The sequence below is a fragment of the Bradyrhizobium sp. USDA 4472 genome (assembly GCF_054058595.1).
Genome location: NZ_JBSSAM010000001.1, coordinates 6,079,898 through 6,102,515 on the forward strand (window position 1 = coordinate 6,079,898; position 22,618 = coordinate 6,102,515).

At 64.9% G+C, this 22,618-nt stretch carries 21 protein-coding genes; 12 read left to right on the forward strand and 9 right to left on the reverse strand.

Features of this window, described 5'->3' with window-relative positions; translation table 11 throughout:
- Window positions 1-23: 23 nt before the first annotated feature.
- The 3 genes from trpC to ACVWZ4_RS28575 are packed head-to-tail and all read right to left on the reverse strand — an operon-like array spanning window position 24 to window position 3,781.
- Window positions 24-845, reverse strand: coding sequence for an indole-3-glycerol phosphate synthase TrpC (gene trpC, locus ACVWZ4_RS28565; protein WP_456741645.1), 822 nt, complete (start codon window positions 843-845; stop codon window positions 24-26).
- A 7-nt stretch (window positions 846-852) separates the two neighbouring features.
- Complete coding sequence (gene trpD, locus ACVWZ4_RS28570; RefSeq protein ID WP_456741646.1) at window positions 853-1,866, reverse strand: anthranilate phosphoribosyltransferase; 1,014 nt, start codon at window positions 1,864-1,866, stop codon at window positions 853-855.
- Window positions 1,867-1,879: 13 nt separating this feature from the next.
- Window positions 1,880-3,781 carry a SurA N-terminal domain-containing protein gene (locus ACVWZ4_RS28575; protein WP_456741647.1) on the reverse strand — a complete coding sequence of 634 codons (1,902 nt, stop codon included), beginning with the start codon at window positions 3,779-3,781 and terminating at the stop codon, window positions 1,880-1,882.
- 275 nt (window positions 3,782-4,056) lie between these two features.
- Here ACVWZ4_RS28575 and tpiA point away from each other — a divergent pair, with 275 nt between their 5' ends.
- The 3 genes from tpiA (at window position 4,057) to ACVWZ4_RS28590 (ending at window position 7,147) form a co-directional block, all read left to right on the forward strand.
- Complete coding sequence (gene tpiA / locus ACVWZ4_RS28580) at window positions 4,057-4,815, forward strand: triose-phosphate isomerase (protein WP_456703751.1); 759 nt, start codon at window positions 4,057-4,059, stop codon at window positions 4,813-4,815.
- Window positions 4,816-4,962: 147 nt separating this feature from the next.
- Complete coding sequence (secG, locus tag ACVWZ4_RS28585; RefSeq protein ID WP_456703750.1) at window positions 4,963-5,349, forward strand: preprotein translocase subunit SecG; 387 nt, start codon at window positions 4,963-4,965, stop codon at window positions 5,347-5,349.
- A gap of 166 nt (window positions 5,350-5,515) precedes the next feature.
- Window positions 5,516-7,147, forward strand: coding sequence for a CTP synthase (locus ACVWZ4_RS28590; protein ID WP_456703749.1), 1,632 nt, complete (start codon window positions 5,516-5,518; stop codon window positions 7,145-7,147).
- Window positions 7,148-7,170: 23 nt separating this feature from the next.
- Here the strand turns inward: ACVWZ4_RS28590 and ACVWZ4_RS28595 are convergent, their stop codons facing one another.
- From ACVWZ4_RS28595 to ACVWZ4_RS28610, 4 genes are all read right to left on the reverse strand, one after another.
- On the reverse strand, window positions 7,171-8,829 hold the full coding sequence (locus tag ACVWZ4_RS28595) for a hypothetical protein (protein WP_456735254.1): 1,659 nt from the start codon (window positions 8,827-8,829) through the stop codon (window positions 7,171-7,173).
- 149 nt (window positions 8,830-8,978) lie between these two features.
- The gene (locus ACVWZ4_RS28600) at window positions 8,979-9,734 is read right to left on the reverse strand and encodes a class I SAM-dependent methyltransferase (RefSeq protein ID WP_456735253.1); all 756 of its coding nucleotides are present in this window, start codon (window positions 9,732-9,734) and stop codon (window positions 8,979-8,981) included.
- A gap of 111 nt (window positions 9,735-9,845) precedes the next feature.
- The gene (locus ACVWZ4_RS28605; RefSeq protein ID WP_456741649.1) at window positions 9,846-11,222 is read right to left on the reverse strand and encodes a sensor histidine kinase; all 1,377 of its coding nucleotides are present in this window, start codon (window positions 11,220-11,222) and stop codon (window positions 9,846-9,848) included.
- Complete coding sequence (locus ACVWZ4_RS28610; protein ID WP_456703745.1) at window positions 11,219-11,893, reverse strand: response regulator; 675 nt, start codon at window positions 11,891-11,893, stop codon at window positions 11,219-11,221. Before ACVWZ4_RS28610 ends, ACVWZ4_RS28605 begins: the two co-directional genes overlap by 4 nt.
- A gap of 172 nt (window positions 11,894-12,065) precedes the next feature.
- Here ACVWZ4_RS28610 and ACVWZ4_RS28615 point away from each other — a divergent pair, with 172 nt between their 5' ends.
- The 5 genes from ACVWZ4_RS28615 (at window position 12,066) to ACVWZ4_RS28635 (ending at window position 17,373) form a co-directional block, all read left to right on the forward strand.
- On the forward strand, window positions 12,066-12,392 hold the full coding sequence (locus tag ACVWZ4_RS28615; protein ID WP_456703744.1) for an NIPSNAP family protein: 327 nt from the start codon (window positions 12,066-12,068) through the stop codon (window positions 12,390-12,392).
- A 126-nt stretch (window positions 12,393-12,518) separates the two neighbouring features.
- A complete protein-coding gene (kdsA, locus tag ACVWZ4_RS28620) occupies window positions 12,519-13,370 on the forward strand; it encodes a 3-deoxy-8-phosphooctulonate synthase (protein ID WP_456735252.1) in 852 nt (283 codons plus the stop codon).
- A complete protein-coding gene (locus tag ACVWZ4_RS28625) occupies window positions 13,370-14,581 on the forward strand; it encodes an MFS transporter (protein ID WP_456790406.1) in 1,212 nt (403 codons plus the stop codon). The genes kdsA and ACVWZ4_RS28625 overlap by 1 nt, the downstream gene beginning before the upstream one ends.
- Window positions 14,582-14,717: 136 nt before the next feature.
- Window positions 14,718-16,811 carry a methyl-accepting chemotaxis protein gene (locus ACVWZ4_RS28630; protein ID WP_456735250.1) on the forward strand — a complete coding sequence of 698 codons (2,094 nt, stop codon included), beginning with the start codon at window positions 14,718-14,720 and terminating at the stop codon, window positions 16,809-16,811.
- Between the two features lie 109 nt (window positions 16,812-16,920).
- Entirely contained in the window at window positions 16,921-17,373 is a 453-nt protein-coding gene (locus ACVWZ4_RS28635; RefSeq protein ID WP_456703740.1) for a universal stress protein, read from the forward strand.
- 16 nt (window positions 17,374-17,389) lie between these two features.
- On the opposite strand, the gene ACVWZ4_RS28640 is transcribed toward ACVWZ4_RS28635, so the two are convergent.
- Both ACVWZ4_RS28640 and queF read right to left on the reverse strand, forming a co-directional pair.
- Complete coding sequence (locus ACVWZ4_RS28640) at window positions 17,390-18,187, reverse strand: substrate-binding domain-containing protein (protein WP_456741650.1); 798 nt, start codon at window positions 18,185-18,187, stop codon at window positions 17,390-17,392.
- A 16-nt stretch (window positions 18,188-18,203) separates the two neighbouring features.
- Window positions 18,204-18,680, reverse strand: a complete 477-nt coding sequence (gene queF / locus ACVWZ4_RS28645) for a preQ(1) synthase (protein ID WP_456703738.1) — start codon at window positions 18,678-18,680, stop codon at window positions 18,204-18,206.
- Between the two features lie 112 nt (window positions 18,681-18,792).
- Between queF and eno the strand changes: the two genes are divergently transcribed.
- The 4 genes from eno (at window position 18,793) to ACVWZ4_RS28665 (ending at window position 22,490) form a co-directional block, all read left to right on the forward strand.
- A complete protein-coding gene (gene eno, locus ACVWZ4_RS28650; RefSeq protein ID WP_456703737.1) occupies window positions 18,793-20,076 on the forward strand; it encodes a phosphopyruvate hydratase in 1,284 nt (427 codons plus the stop codon).
- 34 nt (window positions 20,077-20,110) lie between these two features.
- Window positions 20,111-21,250, forward strand: coding sequence for a zinc-binding dehydrogenase (locus ACVWZ4_RS28655; RefSeq protein WP_456703736.1), 1,140 nt, complete (start codon window positions 20,111-20,113; stop codon window positions 21,248-21,250).
- A 263-nt stretch (window positions 21,251-21,513) separates the two neighbouring features.
- Window positions 21,514-22,065 carry an NADPH-dependent FMN reductase gene (locus ACVWZ4_RS28660; protein ID WP_456703735.1) on the forward strand — a complete coding sequence of 184 codons (552 nt, stop codon included), beginning with the start codon at window positions 21,514-21,516 and terminating at the stop codon, window positions 22,063-22,065.
- Window positions 22,066-22,172: 107 nt separating this feature from the next.
- A complete protein-coding gene (locus ACVWZ4_RS28665; protein ID WP_456703734.1) occupies window positions 22,173-22,490 on the forward strand; it encodes an FtsB family cell division protein in 318 nt (105 codons plus the stop codon).
- Window positions 22,491-22,618: the final 128 nt, after the last annotated feature.

Genomic DNA, 22,618 nt, shown 5'->3' on the forward strand with positions numbered 1-22,618 from the left:
GCGCGATGTCCTTGCGCGCCATGTCAGCGCGTGCCCGTGGCGCGGGCCTTGGTCTCGCGCGCAAGCAGGGTGCGTGTTGCCGCCGTGACATCGGCCTGCCGCATCAGGCTCTCGCCGACCAGGAAGGTCGACATGCCGACGCGCTCGAGCCGGGCAAGGTCCGCCGGCGTGAAGATGCCGCTCTCGCCCACCATCAAGCGGTCCTTCGGGATCAGCGGCGCCAGCGTCTCGCTGGTCGCCAGCGTGGTCTCGAAGGTGCGCAGATTGCGGTTGTTGACCCCGATCATCGGCGAGCGCAGCTTGAGCGCGCGCTCTAGCTCGGCGCGATCGTGAATCTCGATCAGCACGTCCATGCCATGGGCAATCGCGGCGTCTTCGAGGTCCTTGGCGGTGGCGTCATCGAGCGCGGCCATGATGATGAGAATGCAATCGGCGCCGTGCGCGCGCGCCTCGGCGACCTGATAGGTGTCGAACAGGAAGTCTTTGCGCAGCACCGGCAGCGAGGTCGCTGCGCGCGCCGCGACCATGAAGTCGAGATGGCCCTGGAACGAGGGCGTGTCGGTCAGCACCGACAGGCAAGCCGCTCCGCCTGCCTCATAGGCCCTGGCCAGATCGGGCGGATCGAAATCTTCGCGGATCAGCCCCTTGGACGGCGAGGCCTTCTTCACCTCGGCAATCAGCGCGTAGTGGCCGTTGGCATGCTTGGTCCTGATGGCACGCGCGAAGCCACGCGCGGCTCCCTGCGCCTTGGCCTGCGCTTCGACGGCCGAGAGCGGCTGGGCACGCTTGGCCGCCGCGATCTCCTCGCGCTTGTAGGCTTCGATCTTGGTCAGGATATCGGACATGACAGGCTCAGCTGTTCGAGACCGCGATCAGATGCTTCAGCCGCGCGCTCGCCGCGCCGCTGTCGAGCGATTTCGCGCCGAGCGCGACACCCTCCTTGAGGTCCCTCGCGCGGCCGGCGACGATGAGCGCGGCGCCGGCGTTGAGGAGCGCGACGTCGCGATAAGGGCTTGGCTTGCCGTCGAGGACGCTTTGCAGTGCGATCGCGTTGGCATCCGCGTCACCGCCCCTGAGAGCGCCGGGCTCGCAGCGCGGCAGGTCGGCGTCTTCGGGCGAAACCTCGAAACTGGTGATCTCGCCATTGTGGAGCGCGGAGACGAAGGTCGGGCCGGTGAGGGTGATCTCGTCCAGCCCGTCGGAGCCGTGCACGACCCAGGCGGATTCTGAGCCCAGATTCTTCAGCACCTGCGCCAGCGGCTGCACCCATTGCCTGGAGAACACGCCGACCATCTGCCGCTTCACGCCGGCCGGGTTGGAGAGCGGTCCGAGCAGGTTGAAGATCGTGCGGGTGGCGAGCTCGACCCGGGTCGGGCCGACGTTCTTCATGGCGGGATGATGAGCGGGGGCGAACATGAAGCCGATGCCGCACTCGCTTACGCAGCGTCCGACCTGCTCGGGCTTGAGGTCGATCTTCACGCCGAGCGAAGTCAGCACGTCCGCGGCGCCCGAGCGCGACGACAGTGCGCGGTTGCCGTGCTTGGCGACGGGCAGCCCGGTTCCAGAAACGATGAAGGCGGCACAGGTCGAGACATTGACCGAACCGGAGCCGTCGCCGCCGGTGCCGACGATGTCGACAGCCTCCGCGGGCGCGTCGACCGTGAGCATCTTCGAGCGCATCGCCGTGACCGCGCCGGTGATCTCGTCCACGGTCTCGCCGCGGACCCTGAGCGCCATCAGCAGGCCGCCCATCTGCGAGGGCGTGGCCTCGCCGGACATCACGGCGTCGAAAGCGGAAGCGGCCTCGTCGCGCGACAGGCTGGCGCCGGTCGCCACTTTTCCAATAATCGATTTCAGGTCGTCCATCGCGTGCTTCAACTCACTGCTGGTTCGCGCCGGTCACTTGCGCGAAGGCGGCCTGATTAATGCTAATCCCGATGTCTGCTTCAAGCTTGTTGACGTAGGAGGCAACCTGCTCGTCGGTCAGCGACTTGTCGATGCTCTCCTTCAGCTTCTTGACGTCGTCGGAGGCGATATCGATCGGGGGATCGACGATGTCGGTGACGCGATAGACGATGACCTCGGTGCCGCCGGTCACGGGCGCCTGTCCGACGCCGTCCTTGGCGGTGCGGAAGGCGGCGGCCACGATGCTCGCGGGCACGCCGGCGGGCTGATCGTTGCGCTTGAAGCCGCTGGCGGTCTCGACCTTGGCGTTGATCGCAGCCGCCTCGTCGGCGAGCTTGCCGCCCTGTTCGAGCTTCTGCACCATTTCGGTCGCCTTGATCTTGAGCTTGGCCGCGATCTGGTCCTGGCGCCATCGCGCCTCGACCTGATCGCGAACCTCGTCGAGACTGCGGTCGCGCGACGGCGTGATGGCGAGCACGTCGTACCAGACATAGCCGCCCTTGTAGGAGATCGGGTCGTTGTCGACCCCGACGTCGCTGTTGAAGGCTTGCGAGACCACGTCGAGGCCCTGCGGGATCTCGGCGACCGGCTGCCCGTTCGGTGCGCGGCCGGAGCGGTCGACGGCATCGATGGTCACGGCGGTGAGCCCGAGCTTCTTTGCGGCATCGGCGACGCTGGTGCCGGCACCGCGTTCGTCCTCCATCTTGTCGCGGAGCTCGCCGACCTTGGTGCGCGCGCGCTCGGTGGCGATCTGGCGCTTCAGCTCGCCGGCAAATTTGGCGTAGTCGGCCTCGACGCCCGGTTCGATCTTGTTGACCTTGACGATCGAGACCCCGATGGGCCCCTGGATCGGTTGGCTGATTTCGCCAACAGGAAGCGCGAAGGCGACATTGCCGACAGCGGGTTCGAGTGAGGACTTGGTCACGAGCCCGAGGTCGACATCGGAGGGACTGAGCCCGCGCTCCTTGCCGAGATCTTCGAAAGACAGCCCGCCGACGAGGCGCTCGCGCGCGGCCTGTGCCTCCGCCGCGTTCGGGAACACGATCTGCTGGATCTGCCGCTTCTCCGGAGTGGAGAGCTGCTCCTTGCGCTGATCGAACAGCTTCTTCGCGTCGTCATCGGAGACGTCGCTCCACTTGGCGATCTCCTCCGGCGAGATCACGGCGAACACGATCTTGCGGTATTCGGGCGCCCGGAACTGGACCTTGTGATCCGCGAAATAGGCGGCGAGCGCCTCGGGCGAGGGCGCCTCGATGGTGCCGGCCTGCGCCGTGTCGAGCCTGACGAACTCGATCGAGCGCTGCTCGTTCTGGAAGCGGGTTGCCACGTCAAGCATGGTTTTCGGCGCCTCGAGACCGGCGCCGATCGTGCCGGTAATCTGCCGGCGCAGCGCCACCTTGCGCTGCTCGGCGACGTAACGCTGCTCGGTGTAGCCGAAATTGCGGATCAAGCCCTGGAAGCGGTTCGCATCGAACTTGCCGTCGACGCCCTTGAAGTTCGGATCATTCATGATGAGCTGGCGGATCTGCTCGTCGGACTCGCCGAGCCCGAGCCGGCGGGCGTTTTCGTCGAGAGCGGCTTCCGCAATCGTTTGCTGCAGCACCTGGCGGTCAAGGCCGAACGCGCGCGCCTGGTCGGGCGTCAGCGGGCGGCCGAACTGGCGGCCGATCTGCTGGAGGCGGTCGGTGTAGATCTGGCGGAACTCGTTGAGCGAAATCTCGGTGTGCCCGACCTTGGCCACCGTGGACTGTCCGAAGCCCCGGAAAATGTCCGCAATGCCCCAAATGCCGAAGCTGATAATCAACACGCCCATCACGACGGCCATAATGGTCTTGCCGACCCAGTTTGATGAGGCCTTGCGCATTCCTCGAAGCATTTGGTCCAACTTGTTTGGCAGGAGGGGAACGGGAGCGCGTCTTAATGCAGATTCCGCAAAAGCGCGTCACCAAATTGATATGCCATCATAAAGTGGCGGCTTTCGCCCCGCAACCTCGCCTCAGGCCGCTCCAAGCTGCGGTTAAAAGGCCCGAAAGCGTTTTCAAGCGAAGTGGGGACCGGTTCGCGTCAGGAAAACGCGTCAAAACAAGAATCTGGAACTGCCGCGATAGCTCTGCTAGCGCATGCACAAACCTCATTCTGCTGGAAAATGACATGACCAATGCCATCCGACCGCTGATCGCCGGCAACTGGAAAATGAACGGCCTGAAGGCCCAGGCCGCCGAATTCGATGCCATGCTCAATGGGGCGGCAGAGGTGGCTGGCAAGGCCGATCTGCTGGTCTGCCCGCCGGCAACCCTGATCGCGGCCTTTGCCGACAAGGCGCGCGGCAGGGCCGTCGCCGTCGGGGCCCAGGATTGCCATGCCAAGGCCTCCGGCGCCCATACTGGCGATATCGCGGCTGAAATGCTTGTTGACGCGGGCGCAACCGCCATCATCGTCGGCCATTCCGAGCGCCGCGCCGACCATGGCGAGGGCGATGGACTGATCCGGCAGAAGGCCGAGGCCGCCTGGCGGGCCGGCGCGGCCGCGATCGTCTGCATCGGCGAGACGCAGGCCCAGCGCGATGCCGGCCAGACCCTCGAAATCGTGCGCAGCCAACTCGCTGGCTCGCTGCCGGATGGCTCCACGGCCGCTAACCTGGTCGTGGCCTATGAACCGGTCTGGGCCATCGGGACGGGGCTGACCCCCACTTCCGCCGATGTCGAGCAGATTCATGGCTTTATCCGGGAACTCCTGACCTCCAGGTTCAAGGCAGATGGGGCCAGGATGCGGATCCTTTACGGCGGCTCGGTCAAGCCTTCGAACGCGGCCGAGCTGATGGCGGTGAACAACGTCAATGGCGCGCTGGTCGGCGGCGCCAGCCTGAAAGCGGCCGATTTCCTTGCGATCGCGCAAGGCTGTCCTAAGTAGAGACTGCCCCGTGTAAAGCGGGGGCCATGGCCGATCGGGGGTGGCAATGCCTCTTCCGATCGTGTAACACCGCGCAACTTCAGGAAAACCCGCGAAGCGCGATCGGCTGCCGGCACCGGCGCCGTCGGCTTGTGACGGAAGGATACCATGCAGACTGTTGTCGTCGTCATCCATCTCATGATCGTTGCCGTCATGATCGGCGCCGTGCTGCTCCAGAAGTCGGAAGGCGGCGGCCTCGGCATGGGCGGCGGCGCCGGCTTCATGTCGAGCCGCGGCACGGCGAATCTGCTGTCGCGCACCACGGCGGTCCTCGCAGCCGGCTTTTTCCTGACCAGCCTCTTCCTGTCCTGGTATGCCGGTTACAACCGCGCGCCGACCTCGATCATTGGCCAGCCGGCGTCGCAGACCCAGCCGGCCGGCGGCAACCCGATCACCGCGCCGACCTCGGGCGGTATTCTCGATACGCTGAAGAAGGCGGATGAGCAGCAGGCCCCGGCAGCGCCGAGCGGCCCGCAGGTGCCTCGCTCGCAATAAAGCAGGGGGGCCATGCAGGACGATGGCTACCGTCGTGCATCAACAACCCCCATCAAGGCTCTGTTACCACACTTAGTTTTGGCTCACCCACAGGCCCGCAGATTCTTTGGGGCGGAATGCGAATCGCTTTGGCGAATCGGATTCGAGGGATTAGAGGTTAGGTCCCATGGCGCGGTACATCTTCATCACCGGCGGCGTGGTTTCTTCGCTCGGCAAGGGTCTGGCTTCAGCGGCGCTCGGTGCCCTGCTGCAGGCCCGGGGCTACAAGGTCCGCCTCCGCAAGCTCGACCCCTATCTCAACCTCGATCCCGGAACGATGTCGCCGTATCAGCACGGCGAAGTGTTCGTGACCGATGACGGCGCGGAGACCGATCTCGATCTCGGTCACTACGAACGTTTCACCGGACGTCCCGCGACCAAGCAGGACAACATCACGACGGGACGCATCTACCAGGACATCATCTCGAAGGAGCGCCGCGGCGATTATCTTGGCGCGACCATCCAGGTGGTGCCGCACGTCACGAACGCCATCAAGGACTTCGTGCTGTCAGGCAATGATGACTACGACTTCGTCCTGGTCGAGATCGGCGGCACGGTCGGCGACATCGAGGGCCTGCCGTTCTTCGAGGCGATCCGCCAGCTCAAGAACGAGCTGCCGCGCGATCACGCCATCTACATTCACCTCACGCTGCTGCCCTACATTCCCAGCGCCGGAGAGTTGAAGACCAAGCCGACGCAGCATTCGGTGAAGGAGTTGCGCTCGATCGGTATCCAGCCGGACATCCTGCTTTGCCGGACCGATCGCGAGATTCCGAAGGAAGAGCGGCGCAAGCTCGGCCTGTTCTGCAACGTGCGCGAAAGCGCCGTGATCGAGGCGCGCGACGCCGACAGCATCTACGCGGTGCCCGAAGCCTATCATGCGGCCGGGCTGGACGACGAAGTGCTCGCGGCCTTCGGCATCGGTTCGCGGATTCCGCCGGTGCTCCAGAGCTGGCAAGAGATCAACGAGCGCATCCGTAATCCCGAAGGCGATGTCACCATCGCCATCGTCGGCAAGTACACGGGCATGAAGGATGCCTACAAGTCGCTGATCGAGGCGCTCTCGCATGGCGGTATCGCCAACAAGGTGAAGGTCAATCTCGACTGGATCGAGAGCGAGATCTTCGAGAAGGAAGATCCGGCGCCGTTCCTCGAGCACGTCAACGGCATCCTGGTGCCCGGCGGCTTCGGCCAGCGGGGTGCGGAGGGCAAGATCAAGGCGGCTCAGTTCGCGCGCGAGCGCGACGTGCCGTATTTCGGCATCTGCTTCGGCATGCAGATGGCGGTGATCGAGGCGGCGCGAAACCTCGTCGGCATCGAGGATGCCAACTCCACCGAGTTCGGCCCGACCAAGGAGCCGCTCGTCGGCCTGATGACGGAATGGCTGCGCGGCAACGAGCTCGAGAAGCGCTCGCAGGCCGGCGATCTCGGCGGCACGATGCGCCTTGGCGCCTATCCCGCCGCGCTCAACCGCGGCAGCCGCGTCTCGCAGGTCTATGGCGGCGCCACCGAGATTTCGGAGCGCCACCGTCACCGCTACGAGGTCAACACCGCCTACAAGGATCGCCTCGAGCAGCACGGCCTGAAATTCTCCGGCCTCTCGCCCGACGGCGTGCTGCCCGAGATCGTCGAGTACGAGGATCACCCCTGGTTCATCGGCGTCCAGTTCCACCCCGAGCTGAAGTCGCGGCCGTTCGAGCCGCACCCGCTGTTCGCCTCGTTCATCCAGGCGGCGATGGTGCAGAGCCGGCTGGTGTAGGGCGTGATCCCGGCTTGCGCGGCCTACGCCGCGGCGATGTCCATCCTGCGACAGAAGCAGGACGCCTTGATCGGGACCTCCGCCCTCGCCTGAGCGAGATCAAGCCGCTGCTTGATCAGCGGCGTCTCGGCCCTGTCGCCCCGCCGCACAAGGCATTCGTGCAATCCGTGAAGCGACCACAGATTGTCGGGATGTTGACAGGCCCGGCTTAACTTTCCGTCGAGGCCGAGATCGGAACGGTACACGGCTTCGGCTTCCCCGATGCGTCCCTGCTCCAGAAGCAGCGCACCGAGCGCGTGACGCGGTGGCTGCATCCATCCCCAGGGCTCGTCATAGGGCAGGGCGTCGCTCAGCGCGACCGATCTGCGCAGCTCGGCAAACGCCGTGTCGTAGTTGCCTTTGCGATATTCGAGCTCGCCATTCAGCATGGCTTCGGCCACGCCGAGCAGGTTGACGACCTTGTTGTTGTGAACGAGCCGGCTCTCCGGGACGCGCGCCTTCGCCTGTCCGAACAGCGCCTTTTCAGTTTCGGCCTCAGTGAGATGGCCAAGCGCCGAGTGAGCCACCGCCTTGGCATAGTGGATCATGGCGCTCACCGAGCAGTACAGCCCGCGATCCTCGGGCAGCGCTTGGGCAATGATGTCGTTCCATTTGCCGAAGCGCACGAGAACGTGCTGCTTCATCGTCAGGTAGCCTTCCAGGAAGTCCGCCATGGGCGGCGATTGAATGCGCAGCACCTGATCGGGCACGGTCGCAATGAGTTCCTCGGCCGCGGCGATGGCGGGAGCGTATTGGCCCAGGAACATCGCGCCGTAGATTGCGAAGTGAAAGTTGTGAATGACGTAGATCAGGTAGACACCTGGATCGTCCGAATAAGCGAGGAACCTTCGGTCGGTCGCGAGCGCTTTTTGGTTGTAGAGCAGAACGTCATTGTACTGCCCGCACAGCACATCGAGATGTGTCGGCATGTGGATCAGATGTCCGCTGTCGGGCATGATCGCGCGAAGCCGGTCGCCGGCTCGCATCGCCCGTTGCGGGAAAGGCGACATCTCCATGAGATGAACGTAGAGATGCAGCAGCCCCGGGTGATCCCAGGCGGCCGGCATCCTGTCGAAAGCCTGTTCCAGAACCGCCCTGCATTCTTCGGTGCCGGCTCCGGTGGTGGGTTTTCCGGACGCCAGGTCCCACATCAGCCATGGCGTCTCGTTCATGATCGCTTCGGCAAGAATGGCTCGGACGTCGAGGTCATCGGAGTATGTGGCGAAGACCTTGCGCATCTCCTGCGTGAAGGCCTTATCCCATGGCGCCATGTCCTCGATTGCCTCACGCTGCGGATAGCGCGCAGACAAGGCCCGGATCAGCGCATGCTCGACCGGACTTGCGTTGCCCGCATGCGCGAGGGCGTCCTGCGTCGCATCGTAAGATGCCGCGAGCGCCAGTTGGCGGCCCTGCGCGTCATAGCGAACCCAGGGCAGGTTGTAGTTGGGGCCCGCGGCGTAGCCGATGCCCCAATGCGCCATCGCACAGCTTGCGTCGTGGGCGAGCGCTTTGCGAAAACACTTGATCGCTTCAGCGTGGTTGAATCCGAATACCCAGTTGAGCCCTCGGTCGAACCAGAGCTGCGCATCCGGCGACGACGTGGTGATTGTGCGGCTGTACGGTCCGAGATCAAAATAGGTCATTGTTTCTGCCTCCCTTGATCGCTGCGGCCGCGTCGCCGCTCGTGGGCGTCAGCGGCGGCTGACACGAAAGATGGAGCCCGCAACAGTATCAAGAACAGCGGCCGGGATCCGTGCTTTGCATATTGGCCTTATTTTTGGCAGGATGGAAATCAGCCATTTTTCGTATATACGATTTGAGCGTCACCGGGGCAGTTGCGATTCAATCGCGGCGCTACTTGGCTGCAGCCCACTGCCGCTCTACCTTGTGGCGTAAGGGCGTAGTCGGGCTCGATGTGCAACGGCTCTAAAGGCGCTCGCGTCGAGTGCTCCGGCGCAACCGATCCCGCGATCAGCGTCATTTGCGGCCGGCGCGTCAGCTTGTACACGGCGGCCGGCGGCACGTTCAGGAAGGCCCGGTCGACCAGCGTTGCGCGCAGGCCGAGACGGTCGAGCACCGGCCGCGGAATCGGGCAGCTCACGCCGTAGGTGAATTGGTAGAACGCGCCGCCGGGGCGGACATAGCTGAATGCGCCACCCAGGATCGAGACGACCTTGCGCGTCGACATGTTGAGCAGCGGCAGTCCGCTCACGACCGCGCCGACTGGCGCACCGACATAGAGCCGCTCCGTCGCCAGCCGTGCCGCATCCATCCACAGCACCCGCGCGCCGGGAAACCTTATTTGCAGGAGCTTCATGAAGTCCGAGCCGTATTCGATCAGCGTGAGATCCTGTGGCCTGACGCCGCGTTTCAACAGCATGTAAGTAAATGCGCCGGTGCCGGGACCGAGCTCGAGGATCGGGCCGGTCTTTTCGGTGATCTCGCGGGTGATGAGATCGGCGAGCGCCGCCCCCGATGGTGCGATGGCGCCGACCTGGCGCGGTGAAGACATCCAGGACAGGAAGAAGGAGAGAAAATCGTTGGGCATGCGCACTCCGGCATTTCGATTGCACCTCGGGGATCAGAGGTGACGCGGAGGCACTGTCGCGGCGGTGGATTGCGACAGCATTGCGCTGCGCGCAGAGATTGCAGATTCGAATCAACTGTTCGGGGTTGGCCGCAGCGTCATTCTGAAGCAGGTGCCACCGTCCGCGCCGTCGGTGACCGAGACCTGTCCGCCGTGCAGGAGCACGATTTCGCGCACCATGTTGAGACCAAGGCCGGCGCCGCGATCGAGCGGCGACAGCCGATAGAACGGCTCGAAAATCTGCTCGCGTTGATCGGGCGGAATGGCGTCGCCTTCGTCGATGACTTCGATGCAGGCAGGATTGCTGACGCGAATCCCGATTGTGCCGCGGCGGGGGCCGTGCTGGATCGCGTTCTGCACGAGATTGGTCAGCGCGCGCTCCAGCGCGGCGGCGTCGCCCATCGTCTCGACCGGCATCGCGGGTGCATCGAGCGCCAGGTCGTAACCTGCGGCAATGGCCAGGGGTGCGAGGTCGGCGGCCGCGCTTTGCGCGATCGCGACGAGATCGACACGCGTGAAGGGGTTGCCGGAACGATCGAGCCGCTGGATGTCGAGCAGTTGCTCGGCGAGCGTCGCCAGCCGGGCGGCGTCCTCCAAGAGCCGGGTCTTGTCCGGACCGGAGGGCAAGGATTCCAGCCGCGTGTTGAGAATCGCGATCGGCGTGCGCAATTCGTGCGCGGCATCGGCGACAAAGCGCTCGTGCCTGATATAGCCCTGATCGAGCCGCGCCAGCGCATCGTTGATTGCGGTGACCAGCGGCACGACCTCCAGCGGAATGCGCTCCACCGGCAACCGCGCGCCGCGCTGATGGATGTCGATGCGCCGCGCCTGTTCGGCGGTCGTGTCGAGCCCCCTGAAGGCGCGTTGCACGATCATCGGCGTCGCGACGAAGGTCGCGGTGCCCATCACCAGAAGGCCGGGCAGGGCGATGCCGAGAAACGCCAGGGAAGTCATCAAGAGCGCCTTGGCGCCGGTCATCCGGCCCTGCGTCGCGGTGATGATCTGCACATTCCCGGCGTCGGTGTCGACGCGCTTCAGCCGCGCGGCAGGCTTGCGCGGATCATCCTCCAACATTTGCCAGCCGAGCCGCGCCTGGCTGATCTGGTCGAGGCCGCCGCCGATCGCCGCGAATTCGGCCGGCACGGCGCCTTCGGTGAGCGAAGGTCCGTGCCGGTCGCGCACCAGGAACCAGAGATCGGGTGTCTCGGCGCGCAACTCTTTCAGTTCGGACGTCGACCGCAGGGTCAGATCGCCTTCGGCGTCCCGTGTGAGCGCGCGCTGTACGACATCGATCACGCGGTCCTCGTCGCGCTCGGCGAGCACGAAGCCCGAGGCGCAGAGCGCACCGACGACCACGCCAACCAGCGCCAGAAGCAAGGCGGCCTGAAGCGCGAGGAGGCGCCAGCTCAGTCGCGAGCGCAGGCAATAGGGATCGTCATGCCGGCTCATGAAAGCTTCTTCAGGAGATAGCCGACGCCGCGAATGCCGTGAATCTCCACGCCGGCATCGGCCTCAGCGAGCTTGCGCCGCAGGCGCGAGACATGGGTGTCCAACGCGTTCGACTGGATTTCGTCATCGAAATTGTAGACGGCCTCTTCCAGCGCCGAGCGCAGCACCGTGCGGCCCATCCGGCGGATCAGAGCTTCGAGCACCAGCAGCTCGCGGCGCGGCAGCTCGAACGGCTGGCCGTCGATGCTGGCCTCGCGATGACTGAGGTCGAATGCGATGCGGCCGGCGCGGATGATGTCCGGGGACAGGCCCGCAGGCCGCCGCAGCACGGCACGAAGCCGCGCCAATAACTCCTCGACCGCGAACGGCTTGGCGAGATAGTCGTCGGCGCCGCTGTCGAGCCCGGCGACGCGGTCGGCCAGCTCGCCGCGCGCGGTCAGGACGATGATCGGCACGCCGCCGGCACGCGCCCGCAGCTTCGGGATCAGCTTCAGGCCGTCGCCGTCCGGAAGCTGACGGTCGAGCAGGACGGCGGCATGGACGTCGGCGGAAATCGCTTCCTCGGCGTCCGCGAGCGTGGGGACGTGATCCACCACCATGTCGTAGCGCCTCAACGCGGACGAAAGCGCTGCGGCCATCTCCATCTCATCCTCGACGAGCAATATCCGCATGTAACAGGCACCTGAACCGCAACTGAGCCATTCTAGCGCCCCATCATTGCGGCAGCATTGCGGGAACAAAACCAGCCATGCGCGGAACGCCGCCGGGGCGGTCGAGCGGGCCTCAAGACAACCTCGGGGCCGCACGTTATAACCGCCGCACCCGTTCGGGAGGAAAACAACAATGATCTACGAAATGCGCGTCTATCGCTGCGTGCCCGGCCGACTGCCGGCACTGCTGAGGCGGTTCGAGACGGCGACACTGAAAATCTGGGAGAGGCTTGGCATCAAGCAGGCCGGGTTCTTCACCACGCTGGTCGGCGAATCCAACCAGGAGCTGACCTACTTTCTGGCCTGGGAGTCGCTGGCCGAGCGCGAGCAGAAGTGGGGCGCGTTCATGACTGATCCGGAATGGCTCGAGGCACGCGCCAAGTCCGAAGCGGACGGCCAGATCGTTGCCAACATCCTCAGCCAGATCCTGGCGCCGACTGCTTTCTCGTCCGTCAAGTAGCGGCTGGCAGGTCGGGGGTTGCCGCGGGAGCCGCCGCGCAACCCTGATATTCTGATAGCCTGTGACGAATGGGGTTGATCGGCCTCTCATCACCGCTATGGTCGCCGCGAAACGAGGGACTTGGCCTTGAGCTCTTCATCTTCCGCGGCACCGGTGGTCAGCGTCGGCACGGTCAAATTCGGCAATGATCTGCCGATCTCGATCATTGCAGGACCCTGCCAGCTCGAAAGTCGTCAGCATGCGCTGGAGGTCGCCTCCGCGCTGAAGGAGATCGCAACGCGTCTGAAGATCGGCCTCGTCTACAAGACCTCGTTCGACAAGGCCAACCGCACCAGCGCGTCGGCTGCGCGCGGGCTGGGCCTTGCGCAGTCGCTGCCGATCTTCGCCGAGATCCGCTCCTCCTTGGGCCTGCCGGTGCTGACCGATGTGCACGATGCCGCGCAATGCGCCGGTGCGGCGGAAGCCGTCGACGTCCTGCAGATCCCGGCCTTCCTGTGCCGGCAGACCGATCTGCTGCTCGCCGCGGCCGCGACCGGCAAGGTCATCAACGTCAAGAAGGGGCAGTTCCTCGCGCCCTGGGACATGACGAACGTCGTGAGCAAGATCACCGGCGCCAACAATCCCAACGTCCTCGTCACCGAGCGCGGCGCCTCCTTCGGCTACAACACGCTGGTCTCCGACATGCGCGCGTTGCCAATCATGGCGCGCACGACCGGCGCGCCCGTGATCTTCGACGCCACCCATTCGGTGCAGCAACCGGGCGGGAAGGGCGCCTCCTCCGGCGGCGAGCGCGAATTCGTGCCGGTGCTGGCGCGCGCGGCCGTCGCGGTCGGTGTCGCCGGCGTGTTCGTCGAGACCCATCCCGATCCCGATCGCGCGCCTTCGGACGGTCCCAACATGGTGCCGCTGCGCGAGTTCGAAGGGCTGATCCGCACGTTGATGGCGTTCGACGCGGTGACGAAAAGCGCAACGCACTGATGTCCCAGCCTGCGACTGGGCTGTCGTCCGGCCAGAAATTTCCGCCCGCGATCAACATCATCGCACTGGCAAGCTTCTCGGCGGCCTTGTCCACGCGCGCGCTCGATCCCATCCTGCCGCACGTCGCCGAGGATTTTTCGATCAGCATCACGACGGCTGCGAGCATCGCGGCCGGCTATGCCTTGATCTACGCGCTGGTCCAGCCCGTGATCGGCGCGGCCGCCGACATGTTCGGCAAGGCGCGGTTGATGACACTGTGCCTGGCCCTGCTCGGTGTCGCCTCCATTCTCGGCGCCGTCGCGACCACGTTCTCGGGCCTGTTCGCAAGCCGCATCCTGGCCGGCATCGCCTCGGGTGGCGTGTTCCCGGTTGCTCTTGGTCTAACCGCCGACCTCGTTGCTCCCGCCAAGCGGCAGGTCGCCATCGGCCGTACGCTGGCGGGCTCGATGACCGGCAATCTGTTAGGCGCGACCGCTTCCGGAATCATCGGCGAACTGATCGGCTGGCGCGGAGTGCTGATGATGCTTGGTGCGCTCGGCCTGATCGCGGCGATTGCAGTGGCGGCGGGCTTTCGCGGTGCCGCGCTGGCCGCGGCGCCGAAGACCGATCTGAGGGCCTTGCGGCAGGGCTATCGCACCATCTTCGCCAATCCCAATACGCGCTATTGTTACTCGGCAGTGTTCGTCGAAGGCTGCTGCGTGTTCGGCCTGTTTCCGTTCATCGCGGCGCTGCTGTTCGATCTCGGCGAAAAGTCGCCGTCGATCGCCGGCATCGTCATCGCCGGATTTGCGGTCGGCGGACTGTTCTACACGTTCACCGTCTCGCGCTTCCTGCCCTGGCTCGGCGTCAAGGGCATGATGATCGCAGGCGCGGGGCTCGTCGCCTTGCAGCTTGGCGTGCTCGCCTTCGGTCCGCAGTGGAAGCTGCAATTCGCCAGCATGCTGGCGATGGGGTGGGGCTTCTACATGATCCATGGCTGCTTGCTGGTGTTTGCCAGCGAGCTGTCGATCGGGGCGCGGGCGACCGCGATGTCGCTGCACTCTTTCTTTTTCTTCATGGGGCAGACGGTCGGCCCGATTGCCTATGGGCTCGGGCTCCAGCACGGCGGCAAGGTGCCGACGTTGTTTGCAAGCGCCGGGATCATGATGGTGCTGGGGCTGGTTTGCGCCCGGATGCTCAGGCCGCGGGCACCGTCGGACGCACTGGCCTGATGGAAACTACCGATCTCCGTATTTTCCCGTAGGGGGACGGTAGCCAAATCCTTTCGATCTTAAATCAAATCTCACGGTTGGCTCCGTAGATTGCCGACAAGCCGTCGGTTGCGGCGTCATTCCATCGGATCGCCAGATGCAAAAGCAACGCTCGGTCGCCCGTATTCTCGGGGCAGTGGTCGGCTCTCTCGGTATCGTCCTCGTTCTCATTTGCGCCTACAGCGTGATGCACGCGGTCAGCCGCTATGCCGACAGCAACCGCATCGTGTCGCTCGCGATGGCGAGCCGCGACATGACCAATGCGCTGGTGGTCTTCCGGCTCGAGCGCGGAGATACGTTGAGCAATCTGGCGGCCGCGGCGCCGACCCCCGAGAACACGCTCACTTCCATCGCCGACATGCGCGCGGCCGCCATCAAGAACTATGCGCAGGCGCTCCAGACCCTAGAGCAGCTCGATCTGCCCGGCCTCGCCGAGCGCGTGCAGAGGCTGCGTGGCACCTGGCAGGAGGTGGATGGACTGCGGTCACGCTCCACGGCAGCGCTACGCCAGGAGAAGGCGGCGCGCGACGCGGCCCTGGCGCCCGCTTGGGCCAAGGCGTCCGACGCTTATATGGATGCGATCGGCGAGGTGACCGCGCATCTGGACAACAGCATGACCTTGATCGACCCGGTGGTCGACCGCCTGCTGCTGGTCAAGCAGTCGGCCTGGCTGACGCGTGCGACCGCCGGCCAGATCATTCTCTCGCAGTTCAGCACGATTCTGGCCAACAAACCCTGGACCGCGACCGATGGCATCGATTTCGCCGACCTGCGCGGACGCTCGCAGGCGACCTGGAGCATCGTGCGAGCTCTGAGCGTGAATGCCGCCTCGCCCGCGCTGTTGCAGGCGATCCGCGACGCCGAGCCTGAGATGTCCGGCGAGCTCTACGACGTGCGTAACTCGGTTGCGGCTCATCTGCTGAAGGGCGAGCCGGCCGGCATCACCGGTCTCGACTACCGCAATCGTCAGCTCGAAGGCGCTGACAAGCTCGTCGGTGTGACGCAGTCCGCGTTGGCCGACATGATTTCGCGCGCGGAGGAGGGCGTTGCCCAGGCCCGCTCCAGCCTGATCCTGTTCGGCCTCTTGGTGCCGGCCTCGCTGGCGCTGATGATCGGCGGCCTGGTCCTGATGCGCAACCGCGTCACCCGGCCGCTGACCGCGATCACCGGCGTCATGACCCGCTTTGCCGATCATGATTTCGTCAGCGACGTGCCGGGCCTCGACCGCAACGACGAGATCGGCCGCATGGCCGTGGCCTTGCAGGTGTTCAAGGACGCCATGATCAAGGCCGAACGTCTCTCCGGCGATCAGGCGGCCGAACGCGCCGACAAGGAGAAGCGCGCCAGCGCGCTCTCAGGGCTGGTGCGGCAGTTCGAAAGCCGGATCGGCCAGATGGTGCAGACGCTGTCGAGCGCGTCAGGCGAGCTGGAGACGACGGCGCGCTCGATGTCGGGGACGGCGGCGGAAGCCCAGGCCCAGGCCGGTTCGGCCTCGACACTGGCCGATCAGGTCGGCGGCGGCGTGCAGACGGTGGCCGCCGCGGCCGAGGAGCTCAATGCCTCGATCCGCGAGATCAACCGCCAGGTCGAGCAGGCAAGCCGCGCCACCGAGCATGCCGTTGTCACGGTGAAGGAGACCGACAGCACCATGCGCGCGCTCGCCGACGGCGCTGACCGCATCGGTGAGGTCATAGGCCTCATCACCTCGATCGCGGGCCAGACCAATCTGCTGGCATTGAACGCGACGATCGAGGCCGCGCGCGCCGGCGAATCCGGGCGCGGCTTTGCGGTCGTGGCGAGCGAGGTGAAGAACCTGGCGTCGCAGACGGCGAAGGCAACCGAAGAGATCAGCGCCCAGATCACGGAGATCCAGGCCGCGACGCAGAAGGCGGTCTCCGCCATCGACGGCATCGTCAAGACCATCGAGGAGGTATCGAGCATTAACCGCGTCATCGCCGCCGCCATCGAGGAACAGAACAAGGCAACGGCCGAGATCGCCGACACGGTGCAGCACACGGCGGAAGCGACCTCGACCGTGACGCGCAATATCGCGACCGTCTCGTCGGCGGCCAACGAAACCGGCCGCGCGGCCTCCGGCGTGCTGAAAGCGGCCGCCGATCTGTCGAGCCAGTCGGCCTCGCTGACCGGCGAGGTGGACAGCTTCATCACCAGGGTGCGCGAGGTGGCTTAGGATGATATCGAGATTGAAATAAAAGCGAATAGACCGGGGGCGAGGATCGGATCATAGTCGTTGGGGTCACTTGCGGGGGGCATGCGGGGGCAAGCGAAGGGGCCACCGAATGTACGGCAACATTCTCATGAGCACCGATGGTTCGGAGGTCGCCAGGAAAGGCGTCGAGCATGGAATTGCCCTGGCAAAAGCCTTGAATGCCAAAGCGACCATCGTCACCGTGACTGAAGCGCTGCCGATCGATTATGGCGGCGGATTTGACTCTGGATGGGTTCCTTCACGGGACGAGATTGATCGTTTTGACGCCGCTTGCCGGGAGCGGGCAGGCAAGGTGCTCGAGCAGGCACGTGCCATGGCCGAGCAGATCGGGATCTCGGTCGAACTCTTGCATGTTCCGAATTCGCACCCGGCCACGGCGATTGTCGAAACGGCCAAGTCCAGACGCTGCGACTTGATCGTCATGGCCTCTCATGGGCGTCGGGGCCTCAGGAAGCTGTTTTTGGGAAGCCAGACATCCGAGGTTCTCGTGAACGGTAGCGTGCCGGTGTTGGTGGTGCCCTAGCCGCCGTCAAACCCGATTATTTCGCGCCGTCAGCCACGATCGGCTCCATTCCACTGGCGATGATCGCGTCGCGCGCCGCGGGTGAGGCCAGGAACTTGATCAGAGCGCGACCGGCCTCTTGCTCTTTGGCGACGGTCGCGATCCCGGCCGAGAAGATCGTGATCTGCTGCAACTCCTTCGGCAGCGGACCGACGATGTCGATCCCCTTCACGGGCTTCAATTCGCTGATCTGCTGGAAGCCGAGCTCGGCTTCGCCGCGCGCGACGATTTCGCCGACCGGCGTTGCCGGGATCTTGCGCGCCTTGTCTTTCATGGCTTCGGCGATGCCGAGCTTGCCAAACATCTCGGTCGAGATGTAGACGCCGCTGGCGCTGTCGGAATAGGCGATCGTCTTTGCCGCCAGCAACGCGGTCTTGACGGCATCCACCGAACTGATGTCCGGCTTCGGCGCTCCCGATTTCACGGCGACGCCGATGGGCGAGCGCGTCAGGTCGACCTGACTGCCGGCAACGACCTTGCCCTTGCTCGCGAGATCGGCCAGCGCATAGCCCACCATGATCAGAACGTCGGCGGGTTCGCCGCGCTCGAGCCGGACCGGGATCGCATTGGTGGTGGTGCCCATCGATGGTCCGTAGGCGGTCAGGACCTTGTTGCCCGTGGCTTTTTCGAATTCCGGCACGAGCGCCTGATAGGCGGCCGTGAATCCGCCCGAGATCATCACGCGGATTTCGGCCGCGTTGGACGGGCCGGCAAGCCACAGAAGTCCGAGAACGCCGAGCGCGAGTCCACGGACTTTCCCAGATGTCGTTGTCATCGTCATGGATCTCCAGCTAGCCCCGGCCACGGTAGGGCGCAACGCCTTGCTCCGGCACCCAGAGGCCCTTGGGCACGCTTCCGGTCTGCCAGAACACGTCGATCGGAATGCCGCCGCGCGGATACCAATAGCCGCCGATCCGCAAGAATTTCGGCTTGATCTCGCTCGCGATGCGCTTGCCGATCATGACGGTGCAATCCTCGTGGAAGGCGCCGTGATTACGGAAGCTCGCAATGTAGAGCTTCAGCGATTTCGACTCCAGCAGCCACTGGCCGGGCGCATAGTCGATCATCAGATGGGCGAAATCGGGTTGTCCCGTGACCGGGCAGAGCGAGGTGAATTCCGGCACGGTGAAGCGGACGAGATAGTCGGTCCCGGCTTGCGGATTCGGCACGCGGTCGAGCTTGGCCTTCTCAGGCGCATCAGGCCATTCCACGGCACGGCCGAGTTGCAGGTTGGGTGAGGTGTTCGACTTGCTGGGCTTTTTCGACATGCGGCCCTCTTAGCCAATCATGGCGCGGCCGTCACCCGGCCTTTTCCGCTTCAATGCATTGCGGTAGAAGCAGCCGCGAACTGCCCCCTTTGTTCCCCGAAAAGAGGCCCTCATGACCGCCATCATCGATATCATCGGACGCGAAATCCTCGATAGCCGCGGCAATCCCACCGTCGAGGTCGACGTCGTGTTGGAAGATGGCGCGCTCGGCCGCGCTGCCGTGCCGTCAGGCGCCTCGACCGGTGCCCATGAGGCGGTCGAGCTGCGCGACGGCGACAAGGCCCGCTATCTCGGCAAGGGCGTCACCAAGGCGGTCGGCGCCGTCAATGGCGAGATATCAGAGGCGCTGAGCGGTCTCGACGTCGAGCAGCAGGCCCAGATCGACCAGGTCATGATCGACCTCGACGGCACGCCGAACAAGAGCCGGCTGGGCGCCAACGCCATCCTCGGTGTCTCGCTCGCCTGCGCCAAGGCGGCCGCGAACTCGCTCGACATGCCGCTCTACCGTTACGTCGGCGGCACCTCGGCGCGGCTGCTGCCGGTGCCGATGATGAACATCATCAATGGCGGCGTGCATGCCGACAACCCGATCGACTTCCAGGAGTTCATGATCCTGCCGGTGGGCGCCTCGTCCTTCGCCGAGGGCCTGCGCTATGGCGCGGAGGTCTTCCACACGCTGAAGTCCGAGCTGAAGAAGGCCGGCCACAACACCAATGTCGGCGACGAAGGCGGCTTCGCGCCGAACCTGCCCTCGGCGGACGCCGCGCTGGAGTTCGTCATGAACGCGATCGGCAAGGCCGGCTTCAAGGCGGGCAGCGACATCGTGCTCGGTCTCGATTGCGCCTCGACCGAGTTCTTCAAGGGCGGCAAGTACGTCTATGAAGGCGAGGGCAAGACCCGCTCGATCTCCGAGCAGGCCAAATATCTCGCCGATCTCGTCGGCCGCTATCCGATCGCGACCATCGAAGACGGCATGTCGGAAGACGACATGGACGGCTGGAAGGAACTCACCGACCTCATCGGCAACAAGTGTCAGCTGGTCGGCGACGATCTCTTCGTCACCAACGTCAAGCGCCTCGCCGAGGGCATCAAGGCCGGCCGCGCCAATTCGATCCTGATCAAAGTCAACCAGATCGGCACGCTGACCGAGACGCTCGCCGCCGTCGAAATGGCGCACAAGGCCGGCTACACCTCGGTCATGTCACATCGCTCGGGCGAGACCGAGGATTCCACCATCGCCGACCTCGCGGTCGCCACGAACTGCGGTCAGATCAAGACCGGCTCCCTTGCGCGCTCGGATCGCACCGCCAAATACAACCAGCTCCTCCGCATCGAGCAGCAGCTCGGCAAGCAGGCGCTCTATGGGGGCAAGGCGGCACTGAAGGCGCTGGCATAAGCCAGCGCTTCAACCAGGACAGGGGAGGGTCGACATGAGCGACGGCAAGACCGGACTGCAACTGCGTTCGCTGATCAAGACGAGCGGAGAGCTCGAGATCTCGCTGGTCGACGTGCCGACCCCCGAGCCTGCCGACGACGAGGTCGTCGTCCGCATCGAGGCGGCCCCGATCAACCCGTCCGACCTCGGCCTGCTCGTCGGCGCGGCCGACATGAGCACGGCCAAGGCCTCGGGCACCAAGGAGGCGCCGATCATCACCGCGAAGGTGCCTGACGGTGCGATGCGCGCCATGGGGGCGCGGATCGATCAGTCCTTGCCCGTCGGCAATGAGGGCGCGGGCGTCGTCATCAAGACCGGCGCGTCGGATGCCGCGAAGGCCCTCATGGGCAAGACGGTCGCGATGATCGGCGGCGCCATGTACGCGCAGTACCGCACCCTGAAGGCGCGGGACTGCCAGCCGCTGCCCGAGGGCACGACGGCGGCGGAGGGCGCGTCCTGGTTCGTCAACCCGCTCACCGCGCTCGGCATGACCGAGACGATGCGGCGCGAAGGCCACAAGGCGCTCGTGCACACCGCGGCCGCGTCCAATCTCGGCCAGATGCTGAACAAGATCTGCATCAAGGACGGCATCGGGCTCGTGAACATCGTGCGCAGCCAGGAGCAGGCGGAGATCCTGAAGAGGATCGGCGCGAAGCATGTCGTCGATTCCAGCAAGCCTGATTTCCTCGACGATCTCACCAATGCCTTGGTCGAGACCGGCGCCACCATCGCCTTCGATGCCATCGGCGGCGGCAAGCTCGCCGGCGACATCCTCAACTGCATGGAAGTCGCGATCAACAAGACCGCGAAGGAATACAGCCGTTACGGCTCCAGCGTGCACAAGCAGGTCTATGTCTATGGCGCGCTCGATACGCGCCCCATCGAACTGCCGCGCGGCTTCGGCATGGCCTGGGGTGTCGGCGGCTGGCTGCTCACTCCGTTCCTGCAGAAGATCGGACCCGCCGACATCGGGCGGCTGCGCCAGCGCGTCGTGAGCGAACTGAAGACGACATTTGCCAGCCACTACACCAAGGTGGTGTCGCTTCAGGAGGCGCTCGATCCCGCCAACATCGCAGTGTACGCCAAACGTGCCACCGGCGAAAAATTTCTCATCAATCCAAATAAATCGTCGTGATCTGCAGCCGCAGGTGGACGCCCGGCCATACGGCCGGCCACACATCGTTCGCGGTCGCTTCGGGCTGACAAGAAAGCCCTCACCCGTTTGCAGTGAGAGGGCCGCCGCGTGGCGGCCCATTGTGTGGGCCGACGATCTGCTTTCGCGAAACGCAGCGTTTCCAAATCGGAGCGGTTCATGCACTTGCATCCAATGGTGCGGATCGCTTAAGTGCCGCGCGGCACTTCCCCCTCGAGGGTTCAAGGAAAACCAAGGATAATCTGATGGCCTACAACATCGTCGTGATCGCCGGCAGCCTGCGCAAGGACAGCTTCTCGCTGAAGATCGCCAACGCGCTCGCAAAGCTTGCGCCTGATTCACTCAAGCTCGAGGTCGTCACTCCCGCCGGCATCTCGTTCTTCAACCAGGACCTCGAGGGCGCGCCGCCCGCCGACTGGCTGGCCTTCCGCGAAAAGCTCCAGAAGTCCGACGGCGTCATCTTCGTCACGCCGGAATACAACCGCGCCATCCCGGGCGTGCTGAAGAATGCCATCGATGTCGCCTCGCGCCCCTATGGCAAGAGCTCATTCAACGGCAAGCCGGTCGGCATCGTCTCCAACTCGCCGGGCCCGCTCGGTGGCGTCAGCGCCGCCAAGACGCTCCAGAACATCCTGCCTGGGATCGCCGGCCCGATCATGCAGCAGCCCGAGACCTACCTGAACGCGGTCGGCGACGCCTTTGACGCCGAAGGCAACCTGACCAAGGATTCGCTGAAGGGCGTGCTCCAGGCGTACGTCGACGCTTTTGCGGCGCACGTGGCCAAACACCACGGCTGAGGCCGCTCGAGCCTGCGTCATGCCCGACAAGCCCCCGGCATGACGATTGGCGGTGCGGGCAGGGGCAAATTAACACTGCCTTAACCAAGCTGGCCCATCTTGCCAAAATGGTCTCCCGCGCGCGCCTCAAATCGATCCTGACCGGTCTCGCCCTCTACGCGATGGCGGCCGCGATCGTCGGCTATTTCGGCGTCAACGCCTATACCGGCAAATACGGCCTCAATGCCCGCCAGGAACTCGACCAGGAGATCATCGCGTTGACCAGCGAGCTTGCCCAGCTCAAGCGCGAGCGCGCCCGCAACGAGCAGCGCGTCTCGCTGTTGCGCACGGAAAAGATCGACCCCGACATGCTGGACGAGCGGGCCCGGTTCCAACTCGACTACGTCAATCCGCATGATCTCGTTCGGATGATCCCGCAGAACTGAGCGCTGCGACACCAACGTCACGACGGCGCGACGAAGGTCGGCGCATTCGCTTTGTGCATTGCTTGTGTCGAATGGGCCGCCGTCATCCGTCTGTTAGAGAAATGCGACAAGACGACAGCCCCGATCGC